The sequence below is a fragment of the Protofrankia sp. Cas3 genome, assembly GCF_963555955.1.
In the GTDB taxonomy this organism is placed as follows: domain Bacteria; phylum Actinomycetota; class Actinomycetes; order Frankiales; family Frankiaceae; genus Protofrankia.
The window spans coordinates 19936-40551 of record NZ_CAUVXP010000001.1 but is presented as its reverse complement, the minus strand read 5'-3'; the positions used below and the strand labels follow the sequence as shown (position 1 = coordinate 40551).

Annotated in this window: 14 protein-coding genes; 9 read left to right on the top strand and 5 right to left on the bottom strand. The window is 68.5% G+C overall.

Annotated elements, in window-relative coordinates; all coding sequences use genetic code 11:
- Positions 1-43: 43 nt before the first annotated feature.
- The 3 genes from U9983_RS00150 to lexA are packed head-to-tail and all read right to left on the bottom strand — an operon-like array spanning position 44 to position 2686.
- The gene (locus U9983_RS00150) at positions 44-931 is read right to left on the bottom strand and encodes an EAL domain-containing protein (RefSeq protein WP_322752067.1); all 888 of its coding nucleotides are present in this window, start codon (positions 929-931) and stop codon (positions 44-46) included.
- Positions 932-980: 49 nt separating this feature from the next.
- Positions 981-1910, bottom strand: a complete 930-nt coding sequence (gene miaA, locus U9983_RS00145; protein ID WP_322752066.1) for a tRNA (adenosine(37)-N6)-dimethylallyltransferase MiaA — start codon at positions 1908-1910, stop codon at positions 981-983.
- Between the two features lie 2 nt (positions 1911-1912).
- Complete coding sequence (gene lexA / locus U9983_RS00140; protein ID WP_322747874.1) at positions 1913-2686, bottom strand: transcriptional repressor LexA; 774 nt, start codon at positions 2684-2686, stop codon at positions 1913-1915.
- A gap of 317 nt (positions 2687-3003) precedes the next feature.
- Here lexA and U9983_RS00135 point away from each other — a divergent pair, with 317 nt between their 5' ends.
- The 4 genes from U9983_RS00135 to U9983_RS00120 all read left to right on the top strand — a co-directional run bounded on the left by U9983_RS00135 (position 3004) and on the right by U9983_RS00120 (position 8426).
- On the top strand, positions 3004-3258 hold the full coding sequence (locus tag U9983_RS00135; RefSeq protein ID WP_322752065.1) for a LysM peptidoglycan-binding domain-containing protein: 255 nt from the start codon (positions 3004-3006) through the stop codon (positions 3256-3258).
- 109 nt (positions 3259-3367) lie between these two features.
- Positions 3368-3817, top strand: coding sequence for a transcriptional regulator NrdR (nrdR, locus tag U9983_RS00130; RefSeq protein ID WP_322752064.1), 450 nt, complete (start codon positions 3368-3370; stop codon positions 3815-3817).
- Positions 3818-3886: 69 nt separating this feature from the next.
- A complete protein-coding gene (locus U9983_RS00125) occupies positions 3887-6670 on the top strand; it encodes a vitamin B12-dependent ribonucleotide reductase (RefSeq protein ID WP_322752063.1) in 2784 nt (927 codons plus the stop codon).
- Positions 6671-7154: 484 nt separating this feature from the next.
- Positions 7155-8426, top strand: coding sequence for an RNA polymerase sigma factor (locus U9983_RS00120; protein WP_322752062.1), 1272 nt, complete (start codon positions 7155-7157; stop codon positions 8424-8426).
- A 148-nt stretch (positions 8427-8574) separates the two neighbouring features.
- Here the strand turns inward: U9983_RS00120 and U9983_RS00115 are convergent, their stop codons facing one another.
- Positions 8575-10605, bottom strand: coding sequence for an acetoacetate--CoA ligase (locus U9983_RS00115; RefSeq protein WP_322752061.1), 2031 nt, complete (start codon positions 10603-10605; stop codon positions 8575-8577).
- Between the two features lie 120 nt (positions 10606-10725).
- On the opposite strand from U9983_RS00115, the gene U9983_RS00110 reads away from it, so the two are divergent.
- From U9983_RS00110 to U9983_RS00095, 4 genes are all read left to right on the top strand, one after another.
- Positions 10726-11988, top strand: a complete 1263-nt coding sequence (locus U9983_RS00110; protein WP_322752060.1) for an acetoin utilization protein AcuC — start codon at positions 10726-10728, stop codon at positions 11986-11988.
- Positions 11985-14759, top strand: a complete 2775-nt coding sequence (locus tag U9983_RS00105) for a GNAT family N-acetyltransferase (protein ID WP_322752059.1) — start codon at positions 11985-11987, stop codon at positions 14757-14759. The genes U9983_RS00110 and U9983_RS00105 overlap by 4 nt, the downstream gene beginning before the upstream one ends.
- 92 nt (positions 14760-14851) lie before the next feature.
- Positions 14852-18133, top strand: a complete 3282-nt coding sequence (locus U9983_RS00100; RefSeq protein WP_322752058.1) for a SpoIIE family protein phosphatase — start codon at positions 14852-14854, stop codon at positions 18131-18133.
- A gap of 112 nt (positions 18134-18245) precedes the next feature.
- Entirely contained in the window at positions 18246-19091 is an 846-nt protein-coding gene (locus U9983_RS00095) for an ABC transporter ATP-binding protein (RefSeq protein ID WP_322750011.1), read from the top strand.
- A 35-nt stretch (positions 19092-19126) separates the two neighbouring features.
- Here U9983_RS00095 and U9983_RS00090 read toward each other — a convergent pair whose 3' ends face one another.
- Positions 19127-19600, bottom strand: coding sequence for a hypothetical protein (locus U9983_RS00090; protein ID WP_322752057.1), 474 nt, complete (start codon positions 19598-19600; stop codon positions 19127-19129).
- 416 nt (positions 19601-20016) lie between these two features.
- Between U9983_RS00090 and U9983_RS00085 the strand changes: the two genes are divergently transcribed.
- Positions 20017-20358, top strand: coding sequence for an Lsr2 family protein (locus U9983_RS00085; RefSeq protein WP_322750006.1), 342 nt, complete (start codon positions 20017-20019; stop codon positions 20356-20358).
- Positions 20359-20616 lie beyond the last annotated feature (258 nt).

The window sequence follows — 20616 nt, the reverse complement described above, 5'->3', positions numbered from 1 at the left end:
CGCCCTTCTCTGACGCGGTTGGATGCCGGCGGTCGATCCCTGATCAGCCGGCGCCGGCCGGGGTGCGTATCGGTACGGTGGCGGGGGGGTGGGAGGTGGCGTGGGAGGCGGGACCCGAGCGCGCATGCCGGCGGTCCGGTCGGCCACGGCCGAGCGCGATCATCCGGGCGTCGTCAGTGGGAACAGGCGGGCAGAACAACCGGCCGGCGCCGCGGTCACAGCTCATCGCGGCCAACCTGGACGCGATGACCATGCTGTCAACGCCCTCTGCTGTCACCACCAGCCGACGTCGGTGAGCCAGCGTGATGATCGAGGCCAGTACGGCTTCACCTTCCAGATCCCGCTGCATTGCGTGGAGGAAGCGACCGTCGATCTTCACCATGTCCAGCGGCAGGACGTCAAGAGTCGACATTGAAGCATACCAGGTGCCGAAGCCATCGACGCCGATCGCTGGTCCGAACGAACGTAGGTGGCTCAACAGACGGGGTACCCCGATGTGCGCGAGCCCAAGAGTCTGTTCGGTGAACTCCAACCCGAGGGCTCCCGGTGGCAGCCCGCGGCCAGACACGAGGCCTGCCACCTCGACCGCGAAGTCCGGCCGGGTCAGCTGGTCGGCGGTGACGTTCACCCACAGCCGGGGCGGGCGGATGGTGGTCCCCGATGCCATCTCGTGCCACGTCCGCGCCTCCGCAACGGCAGTTCGAAGCACCCAGCGGCCGACCTGTTCGGACAGGCCTGCGGCTTCGGCGACCGGCATGAACTGCGCCGGGCTCAGCAGGCCACGGTCGGGATGCTGCCAGCGCAGAAACGCCTCCATCGCCGGAACCGACCCGTTGCGCAGGTCCACCTCGGGCTGGTAATGCAGCTGCAACGACCCGTCGTCAAACGCGGCACACAGGGCCGGGACGAGGTTCAGCTCGAGCGCGGTCACAGATGTCTCCAGACGCCGGGATGAACGGGTCGCCGGTACCCATCGCCCGTCAGGCTGAGCGGACCATGCCCGCCACCTGCTCGACGTCAGGACGGTCCAGCCAAATTATGCGGGGATCGCGGCGAAACCACGACCGTTGTCGGCGGACGAATCGGCGCGTCGCGGCAATTGTTGCAAGTCGGGCGGATTCGTCTGATTCGATCGTGCCATCCAGCCAGGCCAGAACCTGGGCGTAACCCAGCGCCCGCGAAGCGGTGCATCCGCTCCGGAGCCCCATGTCGGCGAGCGTCCGGACCTCCTCGACCATGCCGGCAGCCCACATCTCCGCCACGCGGTCGGCGACCCGGGCGTCGAGCTGGGGATGATCGAGACCGATCTGAACAACGTCATAGACCGCGCGGTGCTCCGGTAGGGAGGCGGTGAAGCCGCCGGTGAGCTCCACCACTTCCAGCGCGCGCACGATGCGACGACCGTTGCCGACCAGTATGGCCGCAGCTGCCTGCGGCGCGCGTGCGGTCAGGTCGGCGTGTAACGCGGCAGCCCCACGTTCGGACAGCTCCCGTTCAAGGCGTGCTCGCACCGCCGGGTCGGTGCCGGGAAACCTGAGGTCGTCGATGACAGCCCTGATATAGAGCCCGGAGCCGCCGACGAGTACCGGGGTCCGACCGGCAAGCAGAAGATTGTCGATGACTGTTCGTGCCCTTGCCTGGTACGACGCCACGTCGGCGGTGTGGGTGACGTCCCAGACGTCAAGCAGATGGTGCGGGATGCCCTTGCGATCCCGTGGCGGCACTTTGGCTGTGCCGATGTCCATGCCGCGGTAGAGCTGCATGGAGTCGGCATTGACGATCTCACCGCCGAGGGTGGCGGCGAGATCGATCGCGAGCTCGCTCTTGCCGGCCGCGGTCGGACCGACGACCGCCACCACTCGCCCGGCCTGCTTGCGGTCGGCCCTGTCCCGGTCGGCACAACCATCCATGTTCAGACCCGGCGTAGTACCGCGACGATCCGACCGAGGATCGACGCTTCGTCGCCCGGAATTTCGGCATAGGCCGGGTTCTGCGGCTGGAGCCATGCGTGGCCGTCACGGTGACGCAACGTCTTGACCGTTGCCTCGCCGTCGATCATCGCGGCGACTATCTCGCCGTTGTCCGCGACCGGCTGCTGGCGGACGACCACCCAGTCCCCGTCGCAGATCGCGGCATTGACCATGGAGTCTCCGACAACTCTCAGCATGAACAGCGTGCCCTCGCCGACGATCTCACGGGGAAGGGGGAAGATGTCCTCCACCGCCTGCTCGGCAAGGATCGGCCCACCCGCCGCGATACGACCGAGGACGGGCACGTAGGCCGCTTCACGGCGGGCTTCCGGCGCGGCGGTGGACTCCCCGGTGCCGGCCGTCAGGGCCAGTGGCGGCCCGAGGTGAAGGCTGTCGCGTGCCGTCGGCCGTACCGGCGCGTCCGCTGAGAGCACTTCCATGGCCCGCGGACGGTGGGGGTCACGGCGCAGGAAGCCCTTCTCCTCCAGCATCTTGAGCTGATGCGCGACGCTGCTCGTGCTGGTGAGCCCGACCGCTTCGCCGATCTCGCGGACACTGGGCGGATATCCGCGGCGTTCGACGGCATTGCGGATCACCTCCAACACCTTGCGTTGGCGGGGGGTCAGGCCCGACGCGTCCGCCGGCCCATCCGGCAGGTCGCGCACGGTACCGCGCGGTGGCCGGCCACGTCGGGTGCGGTTGGGGTCGGTGGTCATACCTGCCGTTCTCCTTCGTTTTGCGGTCGTGACAGACTCCGCTCCCGGTAGACCTGGTGTTTTCGCCAGGAACCGGAGCCGGTGGCCACGACCGACATCTCATCGGTACGACCGTAACCGCAGCGACCGGATTTTTCAAACGTCTGTTCGAGCGTGTCATGGCGATTCTGTCGGAGTCATGAGGTACAAACTCGATCAGACGTTCGATCGAACGACTGTTCGTAGTTCGTGATCTCAAGGGGTGAAGGGGTGTGTTGAAGGGGTGCGTGGTGGAGCGGCCGGCGCTGCCTCCACTGAGATTGACCCGGCGAGGCCGGATGGTCCTGGTTGCTCTCGTCGCGATTGCCTTCTGTCTGATCTTGTCCCTCGCGCGGGTCGCATCGTTGGCCGAACCGCGCGGCGGTGCGGGTTCCAGTCGTGTTCACGTGGTCCGGTCCGGTGAGACCTTATGGGGCATAGCGCGTGCGCTGGCTCCTGAGGGTGACACTCGGGTGATCGTGGCGCGGCTGGCCGGTATGAATCAGCTTGCCACCACCGATCTTGTTCCCGGGCAGGCGCTTCGCCTGCCGTGACCGTCGGACGCGCCGACGGTTTGCCAGTTCATGGTGGTGAGCCCTATGGTTGACCACAACATGTGGTAGTTGTGGAGTTGTAAGTCATCAAGATCTTGGGGGATCGTCCGTGCGATGCCCGTTCTGTCGACACCCGGACAGCAGGGTTGTCGACAGCCGCGAGGCTGAGGAAGGTGCCGCGATCCGCCGTAGGCGATCATGTTCGTCCTGCGGCCGTCGGTTCACGACGATCGAGGAGGCATCGCTGAGGGTGATTAAACGCAGCGGCGTGGCCGAGCCGTTCAGCCGCGCGAAGGTGGTCGCGGGTGTGCGCCGGGCATGTCAGGGCCGACCGGTCGAGGCCGATGCGCTGGCCCAGCTCGCTCAGCTGGTCGAGGACAGGTTGCGTGCGTCGGGAGCGGCCGAGATTCCCTCGGACGAGATCGGCCGGGCGATTCTCGGCCCACTGCAAGTTCTTGACGAGGTCGCTTACCTGAGGTTCGCCTCGGTGTATCTGGCCTTCGAGTCCCTGGCGGACTTCGAGACCGCGATCGCGGGCCTTCGGGCGCAGGCCAGATAGTTCACGGGTCGGCGAGTTGTCGTCCATGCCGTACCCGCCAGACGCCGTACCCGCCAGACGAGGAGCGCCATGACCGAGACCCGTGGCACGAAGTCGAGCCGGCCCGCTGGTAAGACCAGCGGCCTGACGGTCGGACGTGTCCACACGTCGCCCGGCGTGCATCCCTACGACGAGGTCACCTGGGAGCTGCGGGACGTCGTCATGACCAACTGGCGGGACGGTTCGGTCAACTTCGAGCAGCGCGGGGTGGAGTTCCCCGACTTCTGGTCGGTGAACGCCACGAACATCGTCACGAGCAAGTACTTCCGTGGTGCGTTGGGCAGCGCCACCCGCGAATGGTCCCTGCGCCAGCTCATCGACCGGGTCGTGCGCACCTACGCGGCGGCCGGGTTGGAGAACGGGTACTTCGCCTCGGAGGCCGACGCCGAGGTCTTCGAGCATGAACTGGCGTGGATGCTGCTGCACCAGGTCTTCAGCTTCAACAGTCCCGTGTGGTTCAACGTGGGCACCGCGGCGCCGCAACAGGTCTCAGCCTGTTTCATCCTCGCGGTCGACGACACGATGGAGTCGATTCTCAACTGGTACCGGGAAGAGGGTCTGATTTTCAAGGGCGGGTCGGGTGCCGGGCTGAACCTGTCGCGCATCCGCTCGTCCAAGGAACTGTTGTCCTCGGGCGGCACCGCGTCCGGACCGGTGAGTTTCATGCGCGGAGCCGACGCCTCGGCTGGGACGATCAAGTCGGGTGGTGCGACCCGACGGGCCGCGAAGATGGTTGTGCTCGACGTCGACCATCCAGACATCGTCGACTTCGTCGAGAGCAAGGCACGTGAGGAAAGCAAGATCCGGGCATTGCGGGATGCCGGCTTCGACATGGATCTCGGCGGCCGCGACATCGTCTCGGTGCAGTACCAGAACGCCAACAACTCGGTCCGGGTGACGGACGAGTTCATGCGGGCGGTCGTCGACGACACCGACTTCCACCTGCGGGCCCGGATCGACGGACGGATCATCGAGACCGTCCCGGCGCGGTCGCTGTTCCATACGATCGCGCACGCCGCGTGGGACTGCGCGGATCCGGGGATCCAGTACGACGACACGATCAATGACTGGCACACCTGCCCGGACTCCGGCCGGATCAGTGCCAGCAACCCGTGCAGTGAGTACGTGCACCTGGACAACTCCAGTTGCAACCTGGCCTCGCTGAACCTGATGCGGTTCCTGCGCGACGATTTGACCTTCGACGGTGAGGCGTTCATCGCCGCCATCGAGCTGGTCATCACCGCGATGGACATCTCGATCTGTTTCGCTGACTTCCCGACCCCGGAGATCACCCGGGTGACCCGGACGTTCCGCCAGCTCGGGATCGGCTACGCCAACCTCGGCGCGCTTCTCATGGCGACGGGACGCGCGTACGACTCCGAGGGAGGCCGGGCGATGGCGGCCGCGATCACCGCGCTGATGACGGCCGTGGCCTACCGACGCTCCGCGCAGCTCGCCGGCACGGTCGGGGCCTACGACGGTTTCGCGGCCAACGCCCACGCCCATCGCCGGGTGATCCGTAAGCACGCGGCCGCGGCCGACACGGTCCGCACGGTCGGAGCGGACGATGCCCGGATACTCGCCCTGGCCGCCAGCGAATGGGCCCGCGGGCACGCCGTGGGCGAGAAGCACGGGTGGCGCAATGCGCAGGTCAGTCTGCTCGCCCCGACCGGCACGATCGGGTTGGCGATGGACTGCGACACCACCGGCATCGAACCCGACCTCGCACTGGTGAAGATGAAGAAGATGGTGGGCGGATCCAGCATGCGGATCGTCAACCAGACGGTTCCCGCCGCACTGCGGGCGCTTGGCTACACCGACGAGACGGTTGAGGCGATCGTCGAGTACGTAGCCGAGCACGGCCATGTCCTCGACGCGCCGGGCCTGCGTCATGAGCATTACGAGGTCTTCGACTGCGCGATCGGCGAACGGGCGATCAGCCCGATGGGACACATCCGGATGATGGCGGCAGTCCAGCCATTCCTGTCCGGAGCCATTTCGAAGACCGTCAACATGCCGGCGGCTGCGACCGTCGAGGATGTCAAGGGGATCTATCTGGAGGGTTGGCGGCTCGGGCTGAAGGCGCTGGCCATCTACCGCGACAACTGCAAGGTCGGCCAGCCGCTGTCCGACCTGCGTGGCGCGCGGAGGTCCGCGGGTGCCGCCGCGGGCCTCGACTCCGCGGCCGCGGGCACAGCCGGCACAGCGCAGGAAGAGTACCGGCCCGTCCGCCGTCGCCTGCCGAAGATCCGGCCGTCGCAGACCGTGTCCTTCTCGGTCGGCGGCGCAGAAGGCTACATGACCGCCGGGTCCTACCCCGATGACGGTCTTGGTGAGGTCTTCATCAAGATGTCGAAGCAGGGCTCGACCCTGTCCGGCGTGATGGACGCGTTTTCCATCGCGATTTCGATCGCGCTCCAGTACGGCGTCCCGCTGGAGACCTACGTCCGCAAATTCATCAACATGCGTTTCGAGCCGGCTGGTATGACCGATGACCCTGATGTCCGAATAGCCCAGTCTGTGATGGACTACCTTTTCCGCCGCCTGGCGCTGGACTACCTACCCGAGGAGACCCGGGTGGAGCTCGGCGTGTTGAGCGCCCAGGAACGGACACAGCAGCTCACCGGACAGCATGGCGGGTCCGGCATCGTCGAGGCCGCGGAGATCCCATCGGCGGAGATCCCATCGGGGGAGTCGCTGTCGGCGCAGAACGTGGTCGACGCGCCGCTGTGCTTCACCTGTGGGGTGACCATGCGCCCGGCGGGTAGCTGTTACGTCTGTGAGCAGTGCGGCTCCACCAGCGGCTGCAGCTAGGGTGCCGCTGAATAGCCGCGCGGGCCGTCCGCGCCCGACCTGCAGCGATTGCGCTGGAACGCGGTCAGTCACTGCAGGCCTACCTCCTCGACATCGTGCGGGACGAGGTGCGGCGGCGTGACATCCCGGCCGGTGAGCCCGGCGCCGTGCCGTCGCGATCGTTCCCTGTCGCGATCATTCTGAGATCCGGCGGGGGTTGTTTCTGTATGGGTTGTCTGTTGTGTCTGAGCTCGGTATCGACTCGTGGATGTGGAGAGCTCAAGAGATAGTTAGTTATTCACGACACACCGGCCGATCTGCGGGGTAGTCTTCGCGACAGCGGGTGCAGCGTCCCGAGGGCGAGGGTCTACACTGCTTCGTAGACCCGGCGATCGCTTACGTCCGGTTGTGTCTGAACGCGGAATGGGAGAGACGTCGCAAGGCGTTGCCCATACGTGCAAGCACCAAGACCCGCCACCCGCACCGACCTTCGGATCTGCTACTGATGACGCTGCCTGCCCTGGAACTTCACGAGCGCCCCGACGAGCCGCGTACGCGTGCCACGAGCACGCGACGTACCCGCCGGGCGGCCACTCCTGCACGCACGACGCCTGGCCGTGGCCTGGCCGCCGTGCCCGATGATACCGACGAACTCGACGTTACTCAGGTCGCCGAGCTTGTCGCGCGTGGACGCGAATCCGGCGAACTGAGTCACGCCGAACTTCGCGAAGCACTCGAGACCGCTGACCTCGGTCTTGAACTACTTCCCGTCCTGATTGCCCGGTTGACCACTCTCGGCGTCGAGGTTCTCGACGAGGAGGAGCCAACAACTGGAGCGCCGGCTGCCCGCGCAACCTCGGAGCATGCCGGAACCGCCGACCTCGTGCGTATGTACCTGCGCGAGATCGGCAAGGTACCCCTGCTCAACGCCGCGCAGGAGGTCGAACTGTCCAAGCGGGTCGAGGCTGGCCTGTTTGCCGAGTACAAGCTGGAGACCGACTCCGACCTGGAGCCGGCTCTGCGGCGTGACCTCCAGACCCTGGTCCGGGACGGGCATGCGGCGAAACAGCAGCTGGTCTCGGCGAACCTGCGTCTTGTGGTCTCGGTCGCCAAGAAGTACAGCGGTCGCGGCATGACCCTGCTCGACCTGGTCCAGGAGGGCAACCTCGGTCTGATCCGCGCGGTCGAGAAGTTCGACTACGCCAAGGGCTACAAGTTCTCGACCTACGCCACCTGGTGGATCAGGCAGGCGATCGGTCGGGCGCTGGCGGACCAGGCCAGGACCATCCGCATCCCGGTCCATGTCGTCGAGCAGATCAACAAGATTACGCGACTGCAGCGCCAGCTCGTCTCCACGCTCGGCCGGGAGCCGACCGACGAGGAGCTTGCGCTGGAGCTCGACATGCCGATCGAACAGGTCGTCGAACTCCGTCGGTACGCCCAGGACACGGTCAGCCTGGAGACCACGGTCGGCGACGACGGCGACTCCGTTCTCGGTGACTTCATCGAGGACGCGGACGCCACCTCGCCTGCGGACGCCGCCTCCTACGGCGCCATGCAGGACGAGATCGAGGGTGTGTTGAGCGGGCTCACACCACGTGAACGTGAGGTCATGCGGCTGCGGTTCGGTCTTGCCGACGGCAAGCAGCACACGCTTGCCGAGGTCGGCAACCGTCTCGGGCTTACCCGCGAGCGGATTCGCCAGATCGAGCGCGACACCCTTCGTGAACTGCGCAAGCCGGCGGTCGCGGGCAGACTGCGCGAGTTTCTCGACTGACCCAGCTGGGGAAGTGGCACGTCCGGTGATGTAGTGCGTTGTCGTGGTGGAGATCCCCTGTCCGGTCACCGGGCAGGGGATCTCGCTTTGCCAGCGGATGTGCTGCTGGCGGATGTGCTGCCAGCGGATGCGCCGGTGAACCTGGCGGTCAGTGGGCCGCGGGTGAGATGAACGGCAGCAACGCCTCGGGGTTGGCGACCGCGCCGAGGCTGACGGCCTGCTCCAGGGGTGCGCCCAGCAGCAGCCGCCGGACCGGTACCTCCAGCTTCTTGCCGCTGTGGGTGCGCGGGATCGCGGCGACCTGCTCGACCCGGTCGGGCACATGACGCGGGCTGAGATCATGCCGGATTGTGGTCAACAGGGTGTTCATGAAGGCGCCGTCGAGCGTGGTGCCGTCGTCCAACGCGACGTACAGCACGAGTTCGCCGGGTCGCTCGGTGGTCGAGGTGTCAATCACAAGGCTGTCCGCGACGCCGGGGATGTTCTCCACCACCTGGTACAGCTCGGCGGTACCGATCCGGACACCACCACGGTTCAGCGTCGCGTCCGAGCGGCCATATATGATCACCGATCCGTCGGGGGTGATCCGGGCCCAGTCGCCGTGGCGCCACACCCCGTTGTAGGTCGAGAAGTAGGACGTACGGAGTAGGGAGCCGTCCTCGTCGCCCCATAGGAAAAGCGGCATCGAGGGCATGGGAGCAGTGATCACCAGTTCGCCGATCTCGTTGAGGAGCTCCTTGCCGTCGTCGTCGAAGATGCTCACCGCGCAACCGAGCCCGCGCATGGCGATCTCCCCTGCGTGCACCGCCACGGTGGGCAGGCCCATCGCGACCGCCGTGCACATGTCCGTGCCGCCGCTGATCGATGCGAGCATGAGGTCGGAGCCGACCGCGTCGTAGACCCAGGCGTAACCGTCCGGGGACAGCGGCGCACCGGTGGAGCCGATGGTGCGTATCGCGGCGAGGTCGGCGATTTCCCGGGGGACGATGCCCGAGCGTTCACACGCGGTCAGAAAACCTGGGCTCGTTCCCAAGCAGGTGACGCGGACAGCTTCGGCGAGCCGCCACAGGGCGCCCAGGTCGGGAAATTTCGGGCTGCCGTCGAACAGAACCACGGTCGCTCCGGCCAGCAGGCCGGACACGAGCATGTTCCACATCATCCAGCCGGTGTTCGTCACCCACAGAAAGCGGTCGTCGGGGCCCAGATCGAGATGGAGTACCAACGACTTGAGGTGCTCCAGGAGGATTCCGCCATGGCCCTGCACGATTGGTTTGGGCCGGCCGGTCGAACCCGAGGAGTACAGGATCCACAGCGGCGCGTCGAAGGGGACCCGATGGAAGACGGGAAGCTCATCCTCAGACCCCGCCAGGAGATCCTCCCAGGAGATGACAGCCGGCAGAGCGGCCTGGTGGGCCCGCTCGACGGCGTCCGCGGCCAGATAGGGAATGACGACCGTCGCGCGTAGATCAGGTAGGCGTTCAGCTGCCGCGCCGAGCACACCGAGCGTGTCGAAGGAGTTGCCGCCGTAGGTGTAGCCGTCCACTCCGATGAGCACCGTCGGGGTGATCTGAGCGAAGCGGTCGGCAAGGGCGGTGGACCCGAAGTCCGGGGAACAGGACGACCAGACCGCACCGATGGCGGCGGTGGCAAGCATCGCCACCACCGCATGGACGCAGTTCGGCAGCACAGCGCACACTCGGTCGCCAGGGCTGACACCCAGGCGTCGCAGCCCGCCCGCCGCCGCCGCGACCTCGCGGCGGAGCTCGTCCCAGGAGACCACGGCGGTGGTCGCGTCCTCACGGACAGCGATCACCGCGGGCGCGGAGCCATGGCGGGTCAGGGCGTTCTCGGCATAGTTCACCCTGGCTGTCGGGAACCACCGGGCGCCCGGCATCCGAGCGTCGGCAAGGGCCGGGCCGTCCCCGCGGTCGCCCTCGACCGCACAGAAGTCCCAGATCGAGTCCCAGAACCCATCAAGGTCGTCCACCGACCACTGCCACAGGGCGCCGGCGTCCGCCAGCGTTCGGCCGCGTTCAGTAGCCAGCCAGTGCAGATAGGCGGTGACCCCGGCGGCACGGACCCGTTGCGGGGATGGCGCCCACAGCTGCCGTCCCGAGGTATCCGTCCAGGGTCCGGCATCCGGCGCAACCTCGGGTTCATCACCGTGTCCAACAGCCACGGAGTCAGACCCTAACGAATTCGAGGCGTCGAGATGGCCGGGCTGGCCGGGCTGGCCGGGTGGGGCCGCCGGCTGCGCGCAAGGGACATGCTCGCGCAGCCTTTGGCCTAAGGTCGAATCATGGGCGGTTCTTCGCGGCCGGACGGTTCCGCTGACGGCGATGGGTCCGGGCCGACGTTGGTCGTGTGGGACTCCGACCTGGCCGCCTACGGCTTCGGGCGCACCCACCCGCTGAACTCCGTCCGCCTCGAGCTGACCATGGACCTGGCCGCGCGTACCGGGGTGCTGGCCGGCCCCAATGTGGCGGTCCAGCCGGGCAGGCTGGCAACGGATGAGCTGATCGAGCTTGTCCACGACCCCGCCTACATCCAGGCGGTGCGCCGGGCGCCGCAATACGCCGCGCGCGGCCTGGCGGCCATGTTCGGCCTGGGAACGCCCGACAATCCCGTCTTCGAGTCCATGCACACCGCTGCCGCCCGCATCACCGGGGCGACCCTGGCCGCGGCCGCGGGCGTGTGGACGGGACGGCACGGCCATGCGGTGGCTCCCGCCGGCGGGCTGCACCACGCGATGCGGGTCGCTGCCAGCGGCTTCTGCATCTACAACGACCCGGCGGTGGCAATCGCCTGGTTGCTGCATAACGGCGCCGCCCGGGTGGCCTATGTCGATGTGGACGTCCACCACGGCGATGGTGTCCAGGCCGCGTTCTACGATGATCCGCGGGTGCTGACGATCTCGCTGCACCAGTCCGGCCGGACCCTGTTCCCCGGAACCGGTTTCCCGGACGAATCCGGGGTGGGGGAGGCCTGCGGCATGTCGGTCAACGTGGCGTTGCCGCCCCGCACCGGTGACGCCGGCTGGCTGCGGGCGTTCAGCGGCGTGGTACCTGTGCTGCTGCGTGCGTTCGCCCCTGAGATCCTGGTCACCCAGCACGGATGTGACACTCATTTCCTCGATCCGCTCGGGGATCTGACACTGTCGGTCGAAGGACAGCGTGCGTCCTACCAGACCCTGCACGATCTGGCACATGAAGTGTGCGGGGGACGATGGGTTGCCTGTGGTGGCGGCGGCTATGCGCTCGCGTCGGTGGTGCCGCGTGCATGGACGCACCTGTTGGCCATCGCCGGTCATGTGCCGCTCGACTGTTCGCGACCGGTGCCCGACGACTGGCGCCACACCGCTGACGCCCGGGTTCGTGCGGCGACCGGTGCGGCACTCACCGGCGGTCCCGTGCCCGAACGCTTCGGGGACGGCGTCGACATCGCCTTTCATCCCTGGGACGCCGGGGAGGGCGATCCGGATGACCCCTTGGACCGGGCGGTGGCGGCCACCCGACGAGAGATCCTTCCGTTGCACGGTCTCGACCCCCTCGTTGACCGATGAGTGACACGGCGCATTCGAGACATTACGAGTCCACGCAGGCTGATGCGGCGGCGAACTACCCGGCGAGGTGGGAGGCGGACGTCATCCTCGCTGACGGGGGTACCGCCCGGCTGCGTCCGGTCGTGCCCGGTGACGGTGACCGTTTGCGCGCCTTCTGGGGCCGGCTGTCGACGCGCACCATCTACTTCCGCTACTTCAGCGCGCGCGGGCCGCTCACCGATACCGACATCCGGCGGATGACCGTGCTCGACCAGCGGGTGCGCGGCGCGTTGGTCACGCTCATCGGGGACGAGATCGTGGCCATCGCCCACTGGGAGGGCACGCAGGTGGTGGCCTCCGATGCTGAGCGTGACCACGTAGACCCGGACGGGCCACCATCGGAGCTGGCGCGTCCGGCGCCGGCGGCGGAGGTCGCCTTTCTCGTGGAGGACGCGCACCAGGGACGCGGCCTGGGATCGGTCCTGCTGGAACATCTGGCGGCCGCGGCTGCCGAACGCGGGATCCGCCGTTTCGACGCCGACGTGCTTGGCGAGAACCGCCAGATGATCGGAGTTTTCCTGGATGCCGGCTACACCGTGTCGCGAACGTGGGACAGCGGTGCGGTCCGGATGTCGTTCGAGATCGCGCCGACGCAGACCTCGGTGGACGTCATGCGTGCCCGCGAACACCACGCGGAGGCCGCGTCGATCGTCCGGCTGATGCACCCCCGCTCGGTGGCGGTGATCGGGGCTTCCCGGGATCGCAACACGGTCGGCCAGATGGTCTTCCGTCACCTGCTGGCCGGTGGCTTCGCCGGCCCGGTCTACCCCGTCAACCCCGCAGCGGCCGACGTTCCGGGCGCGGTCGCGTCCGTGCGGGCGGTTGCCTCGGTGACCGACATCGACGGCCCGGTGGACCTGGCCGTGGTGTGCGTGCCACCGCGCACCGTGCCCGAGGTCATCGACCAGTGCGGTCGCAAGGGCGTTCGCGGCCTGGTGATGCTCACCGATCTCGGCGATTACCAGGCGGAGATCGAGGTCACGGCCGCGGCCCGTGCGTTCGGTATGCGCGTGGTGGGCCCGGCGAGCCTGGGTATCCAGAATCTCGCCACCGGGCTGAACGCGTCGTTGGCGGGCCGGATGCCCGCGCCCGGGCGGGTCGGCTGCTACTCACAGTCCGGACCGCTCGGCGCGGCACTGCTGGAGGCAGCCGCCGCCCGCGGGGTCGGTCTGTCGAGTTTCGTCTCGGCCGGCGACCGGGTCGACGTCAGCGGCAATGATCTTCTCCAGTTCTGGGAGGAGGATCCGGCCACCGACGTGGTCTTCATGCATGTCGAAACCTTCGGGAACCCACGCAAGTTCGCCCGGCTGGCCCGCCGGGTCGGCCGGCGCACGCCGGTGGTCGTGGTGACCAGCGGCCGCTCGACCCTGGATGACGCGTTACTGCGCCAGACCGGTGTGATCAGGGTTGACCGGATCTCCCAGGGTTTCGACGTCGCGCAGCTGCTGACCTCCCAGCCACTGCCGGCCGGCCGGCGGGTCGCGGTCGTCGGTGACTCCCGGGCGTTGGTCTGGCTGACCTGCCAGGCGGCGGAGGCCTCCGGCCTCGCGGTGGAGCGGATCCTCCTGCCGGGCGGCACCCCGCCCGAGGCGTTCACCGAGGTTCTCATCGACGCCGCGGGTCGCGCGGACGCTCTGATCGCGACGGTGGTCCGCCTGCCGCCGGCGCAACCCGGTCCGGTCGCGAGGGCCGTCGCGGCGGCCGCCAGGCTCGTCGACGTGCCCGTCCTCGCGACGGTTCTGGGCACCGAGGTACCACCGGACCTCGCGGGTGTGCCGGGCTATCCGTCACCGGAGGGCGCTGTGGCGGCGCTGGTGCGGGCCGTGTCATACGCCGAGTGGCGCGCGGAACCGACCGGTTCGGTGCCCGAGCTCACCCGGCGGGCCAAGGAGGCCCGGACGCTGCTCGCCGGCTGTTCAGGTCCGATCGACGAGGCCCGGGCAGCCGATCTGCTCGACTGCTACGGCATCGACGTCCAGCCGTTCATCACCGTCACCTCCGGCGATGAGGCGGTGCTGGCCGCGGAGCGGCTCGGATGGCCGGTGGCCCTCAAAGCGCGCGCCCGTCCGTATCGGCACCGCCCCGAGCTCGGTGGGCAGCGGCTCGACCTGTTCGGTCCGGCGGCGTTGCGGGCGGCCTGGTCGGCGATGCTCACCCAACTCGATGCCGGGCAGCTCGCCACCAGCGGCTCCTTCGTGGTGCAACGGATGGCCCCGGCGGGTGTTGCGGTGGTGATCGGTTCCCTGGAGCATCCGCGGTACGGGCCGTTGGTGTCCTTCGGATTGGCGGGACCGGCCACGGATCTGCTCGGCGACCGTGCCCACCACGTCCTACCGCTCACCGACTCCGATGCGGCGCGGTTGGTGCGGTCGGTGCGGGCCGCCCCGCTGCTGTTCGGTTACCGGGGCGCGGAGACGGTCGACGTGGCAGCTCTCGAGCTCCTGCTCATGCGGGTCGCGCGGCTCGCGGATGACCTGCCGGAGGTGGCATCGCTCACGCTGAACCCGGTGATCGTCTCGAAGTCGTCGCTCACCGTGCTCTCGGCAGAGGTCGTCGTGGGCCGCGGCCTGCCCCGCGCGGACGCCGGGCCGCGCAAACTGTGGGCACCCGTGCCCACGCACGGGCCGGACCAGATTCGCGGACCCGTTAGTGATCATGTATCGCACGTGACCGGCTCCTCACGTGACGGTGGGGACGCTTCGGGCCTGGGATCGGCTCCCGGCGCGGCGTGAGACCGTGAACGAGTGGCAACCGGAGGATGGCCGGAAATGTCAGGGGTAGGGCATTGAGCACAACGTTGCCCCACCGTCCACAATCTTTTCCCATGACGACGCCGTTGCCGCAGGAGCCGCCCGGACCTCCGTCGGTCGAGTTGACCGGCGGCAACGGCGATGGCAACGACGGCACCGACGGCACGGACGACGGCACGGACGACGGCACGGACGATGGCACCGATGGCACCGATGGCACCGATGGCACCGACGGCACCGACGGCACCGATGGCAGTGACACAACGGACGACGATGCTGCGGGGATCCGCGGACTCGATGCGGTGGCTACCGGCGCGGGTGCGACCGTCGATCTACTGACGGCGCTTGTCGCCCAGGCGCCGATCGGTCTTGCCCTCTATGACACCGCGGGGCGCCATCTTCAGGTCAACGACGTCCTGGCCAGGCTGAACGGCCGTCCCGCCGCGGACCACATCGGTCGCACCATGGCTGAGCTCCTGGGTGACTTCGGCCACGAGATGCACCAACTGCTGCAGCGTGTGGTCGCCACCGGTGAGCCCGTGGTTGATCTGGAGGTCAGCGTCGCGACCGGCGGCCGGCAACCGCGCCAGACCTGGACGGTCAGCTGGTATCCGGCGACCGACGCCCGAGGCGGGCTGCTCGGCGTGGTCCTGGTCGCTACGGATGTCACTACGCTGCGTGATGCCCGCAGTGAGCTGGCCCGAGGTGAGGCCCGGTGCCGGGCGCTGGCCGAGGCCGCGGACGCGGACGCCTTCCACACGGATGCTCAGGGCGGCCTGGACGTCGACCTGCCGCGCTGGCGCGCGATCACGGGCCAGCGACGTTCGGAGATCACCGGCTTCGGCTGGCTCGACGCGGTGCATGCACAGGACCGTGATCGGGTCGCGCGGGCCTGGCGGCAGGCGGTCGAGGGGCGCAGCGCCTTCGACGCGGAGTTCCGCCTCGTCGGCGCGGACGGCGCGGACGGCGCGGACGGCGCGGACGGCGCGGATCGCGTCCTCGTCCTGCGACTCCTGCCCCTCACCGGAGATGATCGCCCGGTCGAATGGATCGGTACGGGGCGTGACGTCACGCAGGCACGCGCGGCCGAGGCGGTCCACAGCGAGCTGGCAGCGCGCGCGCAGAGCGCGGCCGAATGGACCGAGCGCCTCCGGCTCGTCACCGCTGCGCTCTCGCGCGCGGTTACCGTCGACGAGGTGGCTGCCGTCGTGCTCGACGCCGGGCGCCAGGCACTGGGCGCATCCGGGCGGGGGGTGGCGCTGGTCGACCAGAACAGCGACCGCCTGCGTTTCCGGTCCCTGCTCGGATATCCGCAACGGTTCGTCAGCAGTTGGTCCGACATCAACCTGGGTGCGGTTCACCCGGTGCCGGAGGCCATTCGGGGCGGTCGAGCGCTGTTCCTGTCCGGCCGGGCGGAACTGGCCGGACGCTGGCCCGTGCCGGAGCTGGTCGCGAGCATGGCCGACGCCGATGAGCAGGCATGGGCGGTACTTCCACTGGCCACCGTCGACGCCCCGTTCGGCGCGCTGCTCTTCGGTTTCCACGCGCCGCACGAATTCTCCCCGCAGGATCGCACCTACCTGACCGCACTCGCCGACCAGTGCGCCCAGGCGTTGGAGCGCGCCACGCTGTTCGAGCGTGTTCTCGCCGAGGCGGCGTCGAGCCGCCGGGCGGAGGAGATGGCGCGGACCGCCGAGGGCGTCGCGCGTGAGGCCGGCCGCCGCCTGGAGCTCCTGGCCCGCGCGACCGGTGCGGTCGCGAGCGCGCTGGAGCCTGAACGGGCACTGCGGGCGCTCACCGAAGTCGTCGTCGGCGAACTCGCCGACTCCTGCGCGGTCTATCTGGTCGAATCCGGCGGAACCGCCACGGCGCCCGATGCGCCGGTCCTGCGACGGGCCGCCGCCTCGGTTCGCCCCGGCCTCACCCAGCTGCCGATGCCCCGGGCGCGTATCGGCCCGTGGCCGCAGGGCAGCCCGGTCAACCTCGCCGCAGTCACCGGGCGCAGTCACATTGAACCGCTGGACGGTGCAGCGTGGTTGTCATCCATGGAGATGGCCCGCTGGATGCGACACGTGGGGGCGCACACCCTCGCCGCCGTGCCATTGATCCTGCGCGGTCAGGTGGCCGGTGTGGTCAGCCTCATGGCCGCCGGGGACCGCGCGCCGTTCACCGGGGCGGATGTCGCGTTCCTGGAGGAACTCGCCGCGCGCGCCGCGGTTGCGGTCGAACACGCCGAGCTCTACCGCCGGAGCCGGGACACCGCGCTGACGCTGCAACGCAGTCTTCTGCCGCTGGGCGTGGTCGAGCCCGAAGGACTGGAGATCGCAGCCCGCTACGTGCCGGGCGTCGCCGACACGGAGGTGGGTGGTGACTGGTTCGACGTCATCGACCTCGGTGCGGGTCGGGTGGGGCTGGTCATCGGCGATGTCATGGGCCGCGGGGTCCGGGCGGCGGCGATCATGGGCCAGCTGCGTACCGCGGTGCGTACCTGCGCACGCCTGGAGCTGTCGCCGTACGAGGTGCTGACGCTCCTGGACAGCGTGGTCTGCGAGATCGACGAGGGCCAGATCGCGACCTGCATCTACGGGGTCGTCGAGCCACACACCGGCCTGCTGACACTTGCCAACGCAGGCCATCCGCCACCGCTGGTGGTGGCCCCGGACGGGCTGGTGTCGCGGCTCTACATGGAGGTCGGCACTCCGCTGGGCCTTGGTCGCGGTGACGTCAAGGAGTACACCGTCCGGCTGCAGCGGGGCGCGTTGCTGGTGCTGTTCACCGACGGACTGGTGGAGAGCCGTGAGCGCGACATCGACGCCGGGGTGTCCGATCTGGCCGCGGTGCTCGCCCGCCAGAACGGATCGCTGAGCAGGCGGGCGGACCATGCGCTGGCAGCGCTGGGGCGGGACGAGGGCCACGACGATGATGTGGCGCTGCTGCTGGTCGGACTGCCCGACACCGATTCCAGCGGGGCGACCCGCTTCGCCGAGATCGCCGTGCCCGCGGGGCCGGCCGGGCTCGGCGAGGCCCGTGGGCGTGCCCGCGAGCTGCTGACGGACTGGTTGGTCGAGGCCGACATCATCGATTCGGTGGTGCTGCTGATGTCGGAGCTCGTCACCAACGCCCTGGTGCACGGCCGCTCCCCGTTGTCCGCGCGACTGCGCCGGACCGGATCGAGAGTGATCGTGGAGGTCACGGACGGTGATCCGAGGATGCCTCGACGGCGGCACGCCGACGTCGAGGACGAGGGCGGTCGTGGTCTTGAGCTGGTGTCCCTGATCGCCTCCAGATGGGGGACCCGTTTGGCCGGCGCAGGCAAGGTCGTGTGGGCGGAGATTGCCGCGCCGCTGGTGCCGTGACCGGTTGCCGACGCTACCGGCCCGCGGATTCACCGAGAAGTGGGTCACCATCGCGGTGGGCGCGGCGGCCCGGTCGGCCCTGCGCCGTGACAGGTCGCGTAACGTGAGGTCCGTGGCGGATGTGGTGTTGCGCCTGGACGCGGTAACCGTTGTACGGGATGGTGCGTCGCTGCTTTCCGACATCCACTGGACTGTCGCGGACGGTGAGCGCTGGGTTATTCTCGGGCCGAACGGCGCCGGGAAGACAACCCTGCTTCAGGTGGCGGCGAGCCGGGTTTTCCCCACTCGGGGAACGGTGGACCTACTCGGCAGCCGGCTTGGCGAGCGTGATGTCTTCGACGTCCGCAGCCGCGTGGGTCTGACGAGCTCCGCCGTGGCTGACGTCCTGCCCGCGGGCGAACGTGTTGTTGACGTGGTCATGACCGCGGCCTGGAACGTGGTCGGACGCGCCGGAGAAAAGTACGGCGACGACGACCTGGGCCGGGCGCGAGAGCTACTCGTCCAGGTCGGGTGCAGGAATCTCACCGAGCGGCGATACGGCACTTTGTCCGAAGGGGAGCGCAAACGCGTCCAGATCGCGCGTGCGCTGATGACGGACCCCGAGCTACTCCTGCTGGACGAACCGGCGGCTGGGCTCGATCTGGGCGCCCGTGAGGCCCTGCTGCGGCGCCTCACCCGGTTGGTCGCCGATCCTGGTTCGCCGGTGACGGTCATAGTCAGCCATCACGTCGAGGAGATTCCGCCGGGCATCACGCACGCACTGCTGCTGCGTGCCGGCAAGGTGGTGGCGGCCGGGGACGTCGAGGCGGTCCTGACCGGGCCGGGGCTCTCGGCCTGCTTTGGTATTCCCCTCGAGGTCGTGGCCGGCGATGGTCGGTTTACCGCCCGGCTGGCGCCCGCCATCGCCGGCCCGGCCCGCAGTTCGGCTCCGGCCCGGGCGCGGGGCGCCCGAGTCTGATCCGCCCGGCCCGGAGGCCGCGGTCCCCCTGAATCTTATCGGGAACGGGCGTCGTCCAGCAGGGCCCACAGCCACCCTGGCCCGACGCTGGCCGCGCCCGTGGCAGCGACCCTACGGCGAAGCTCGCGGTCGGCGGTGACGACGAGAACCGGACCGACCTGTCGGTGGATCTGGTCGACCACGGCATCGTCGCCCGAGCCGACCGCGTGGACAACCACAAGCCGGGCGATGGTGGGATCCGGCCCCGCGGGAACCCCGGCTCGGGCCACGCCTTCGAGTACCACGACCAGCTGGGCGGCTGGAGCCCGGTGATGCGCCCCCTGGTGGCTCGTATCCGGGTCGGACTCGGACGCGCGTGGGTGGAGCTCGGAGCGCCGGTGCTCGGGCAGCCAGAGTTCAGACAGCCTTTGGTGCAGGCGTAACGCGGCACCCGCGCGGTCGCGCCACCATCCGTCCGGGCGTGCTCCTATCACATTTGCGGCATCGACGATCCATGTCCGCTCATCCATCGTGCGCCCCGCTCTCCACGCTCTACCAGACCGTGAATCGGATGACCCCGGCCGCGGCCCGTTCGTGGTGTAAGACATTCGCCGGAGCGGATCCTTGATGGCGTTGCGTGGCGCTCACTCTGCCTTCCGGACCGTGACATCCTTGTCTGTGCCGACCACCGGCGTTTCGGATCGGAAGTCGCGATTCGGTGACAACACATGATCAAAATTTATCCCGACGGTGGCCTCCACCCCTTTGGGTTGACGTGACTCACGTCAACCCGAGGACTCTTGTGTGGCGTCCATGACGCCGTGCAGAGCATGTCCGTGGGCGATGCCAGTCGCGCGTGTCCGAACCAGCCGTTACAGTTCTTCCTGATGACGTGGTAATACTAGTCCCGAGAGTTCCTCGGTTCGCTGACCTGAAGGAGAGTGGCATGGCGCAGAAGACCATCGTGTCGTTGATTGACGATCTCGATGGACACGAGGCTGATGAGACTGTTCGGTTCGGACTGGACGGCGCTTCGTACGAGATCGATCTGTCCGAGAAGAACGCCACCAAGCTGCGTGAGTCGTTGGCTCCGTTCGTTGGAGCGGCGCGTCGGTCCGGTGGTCGGGCAACTGCCGCCCGGCGTGGCCCGCGTGGCGCTTCTCGCCGTACCGGGGGTACAGACCGTACTGCCGACATTCGCGAGTGGGCGCGCTCCAACGGTTACACGGTCAGTGACCGCGGTCGTATCGCATCCAACATCGTCGAGGCGTACGACAAGGCTCACTGAGTGGCTCTCGGTCGCATTCGTCCAGCTGGCCAAAGGCCGCGCGATCATAGCTCTATTTCGCGTGACCGCAGGCCACAAGGGACGCGGTGCGACCGAGCAGCGGCCCATGGAGCGGTGGGGTTCTGCCGCGGTGGTGCCGGCTACGGAGGTCGGACCTCTGGTTGGTACCACTTGCGTCCCATATGGGGGTATGTGGCAACCGCTGTTTCCTGGGCGACAGGCTGAGAAGTCGACATCCTGTCGCCCAGGTCATGTGTG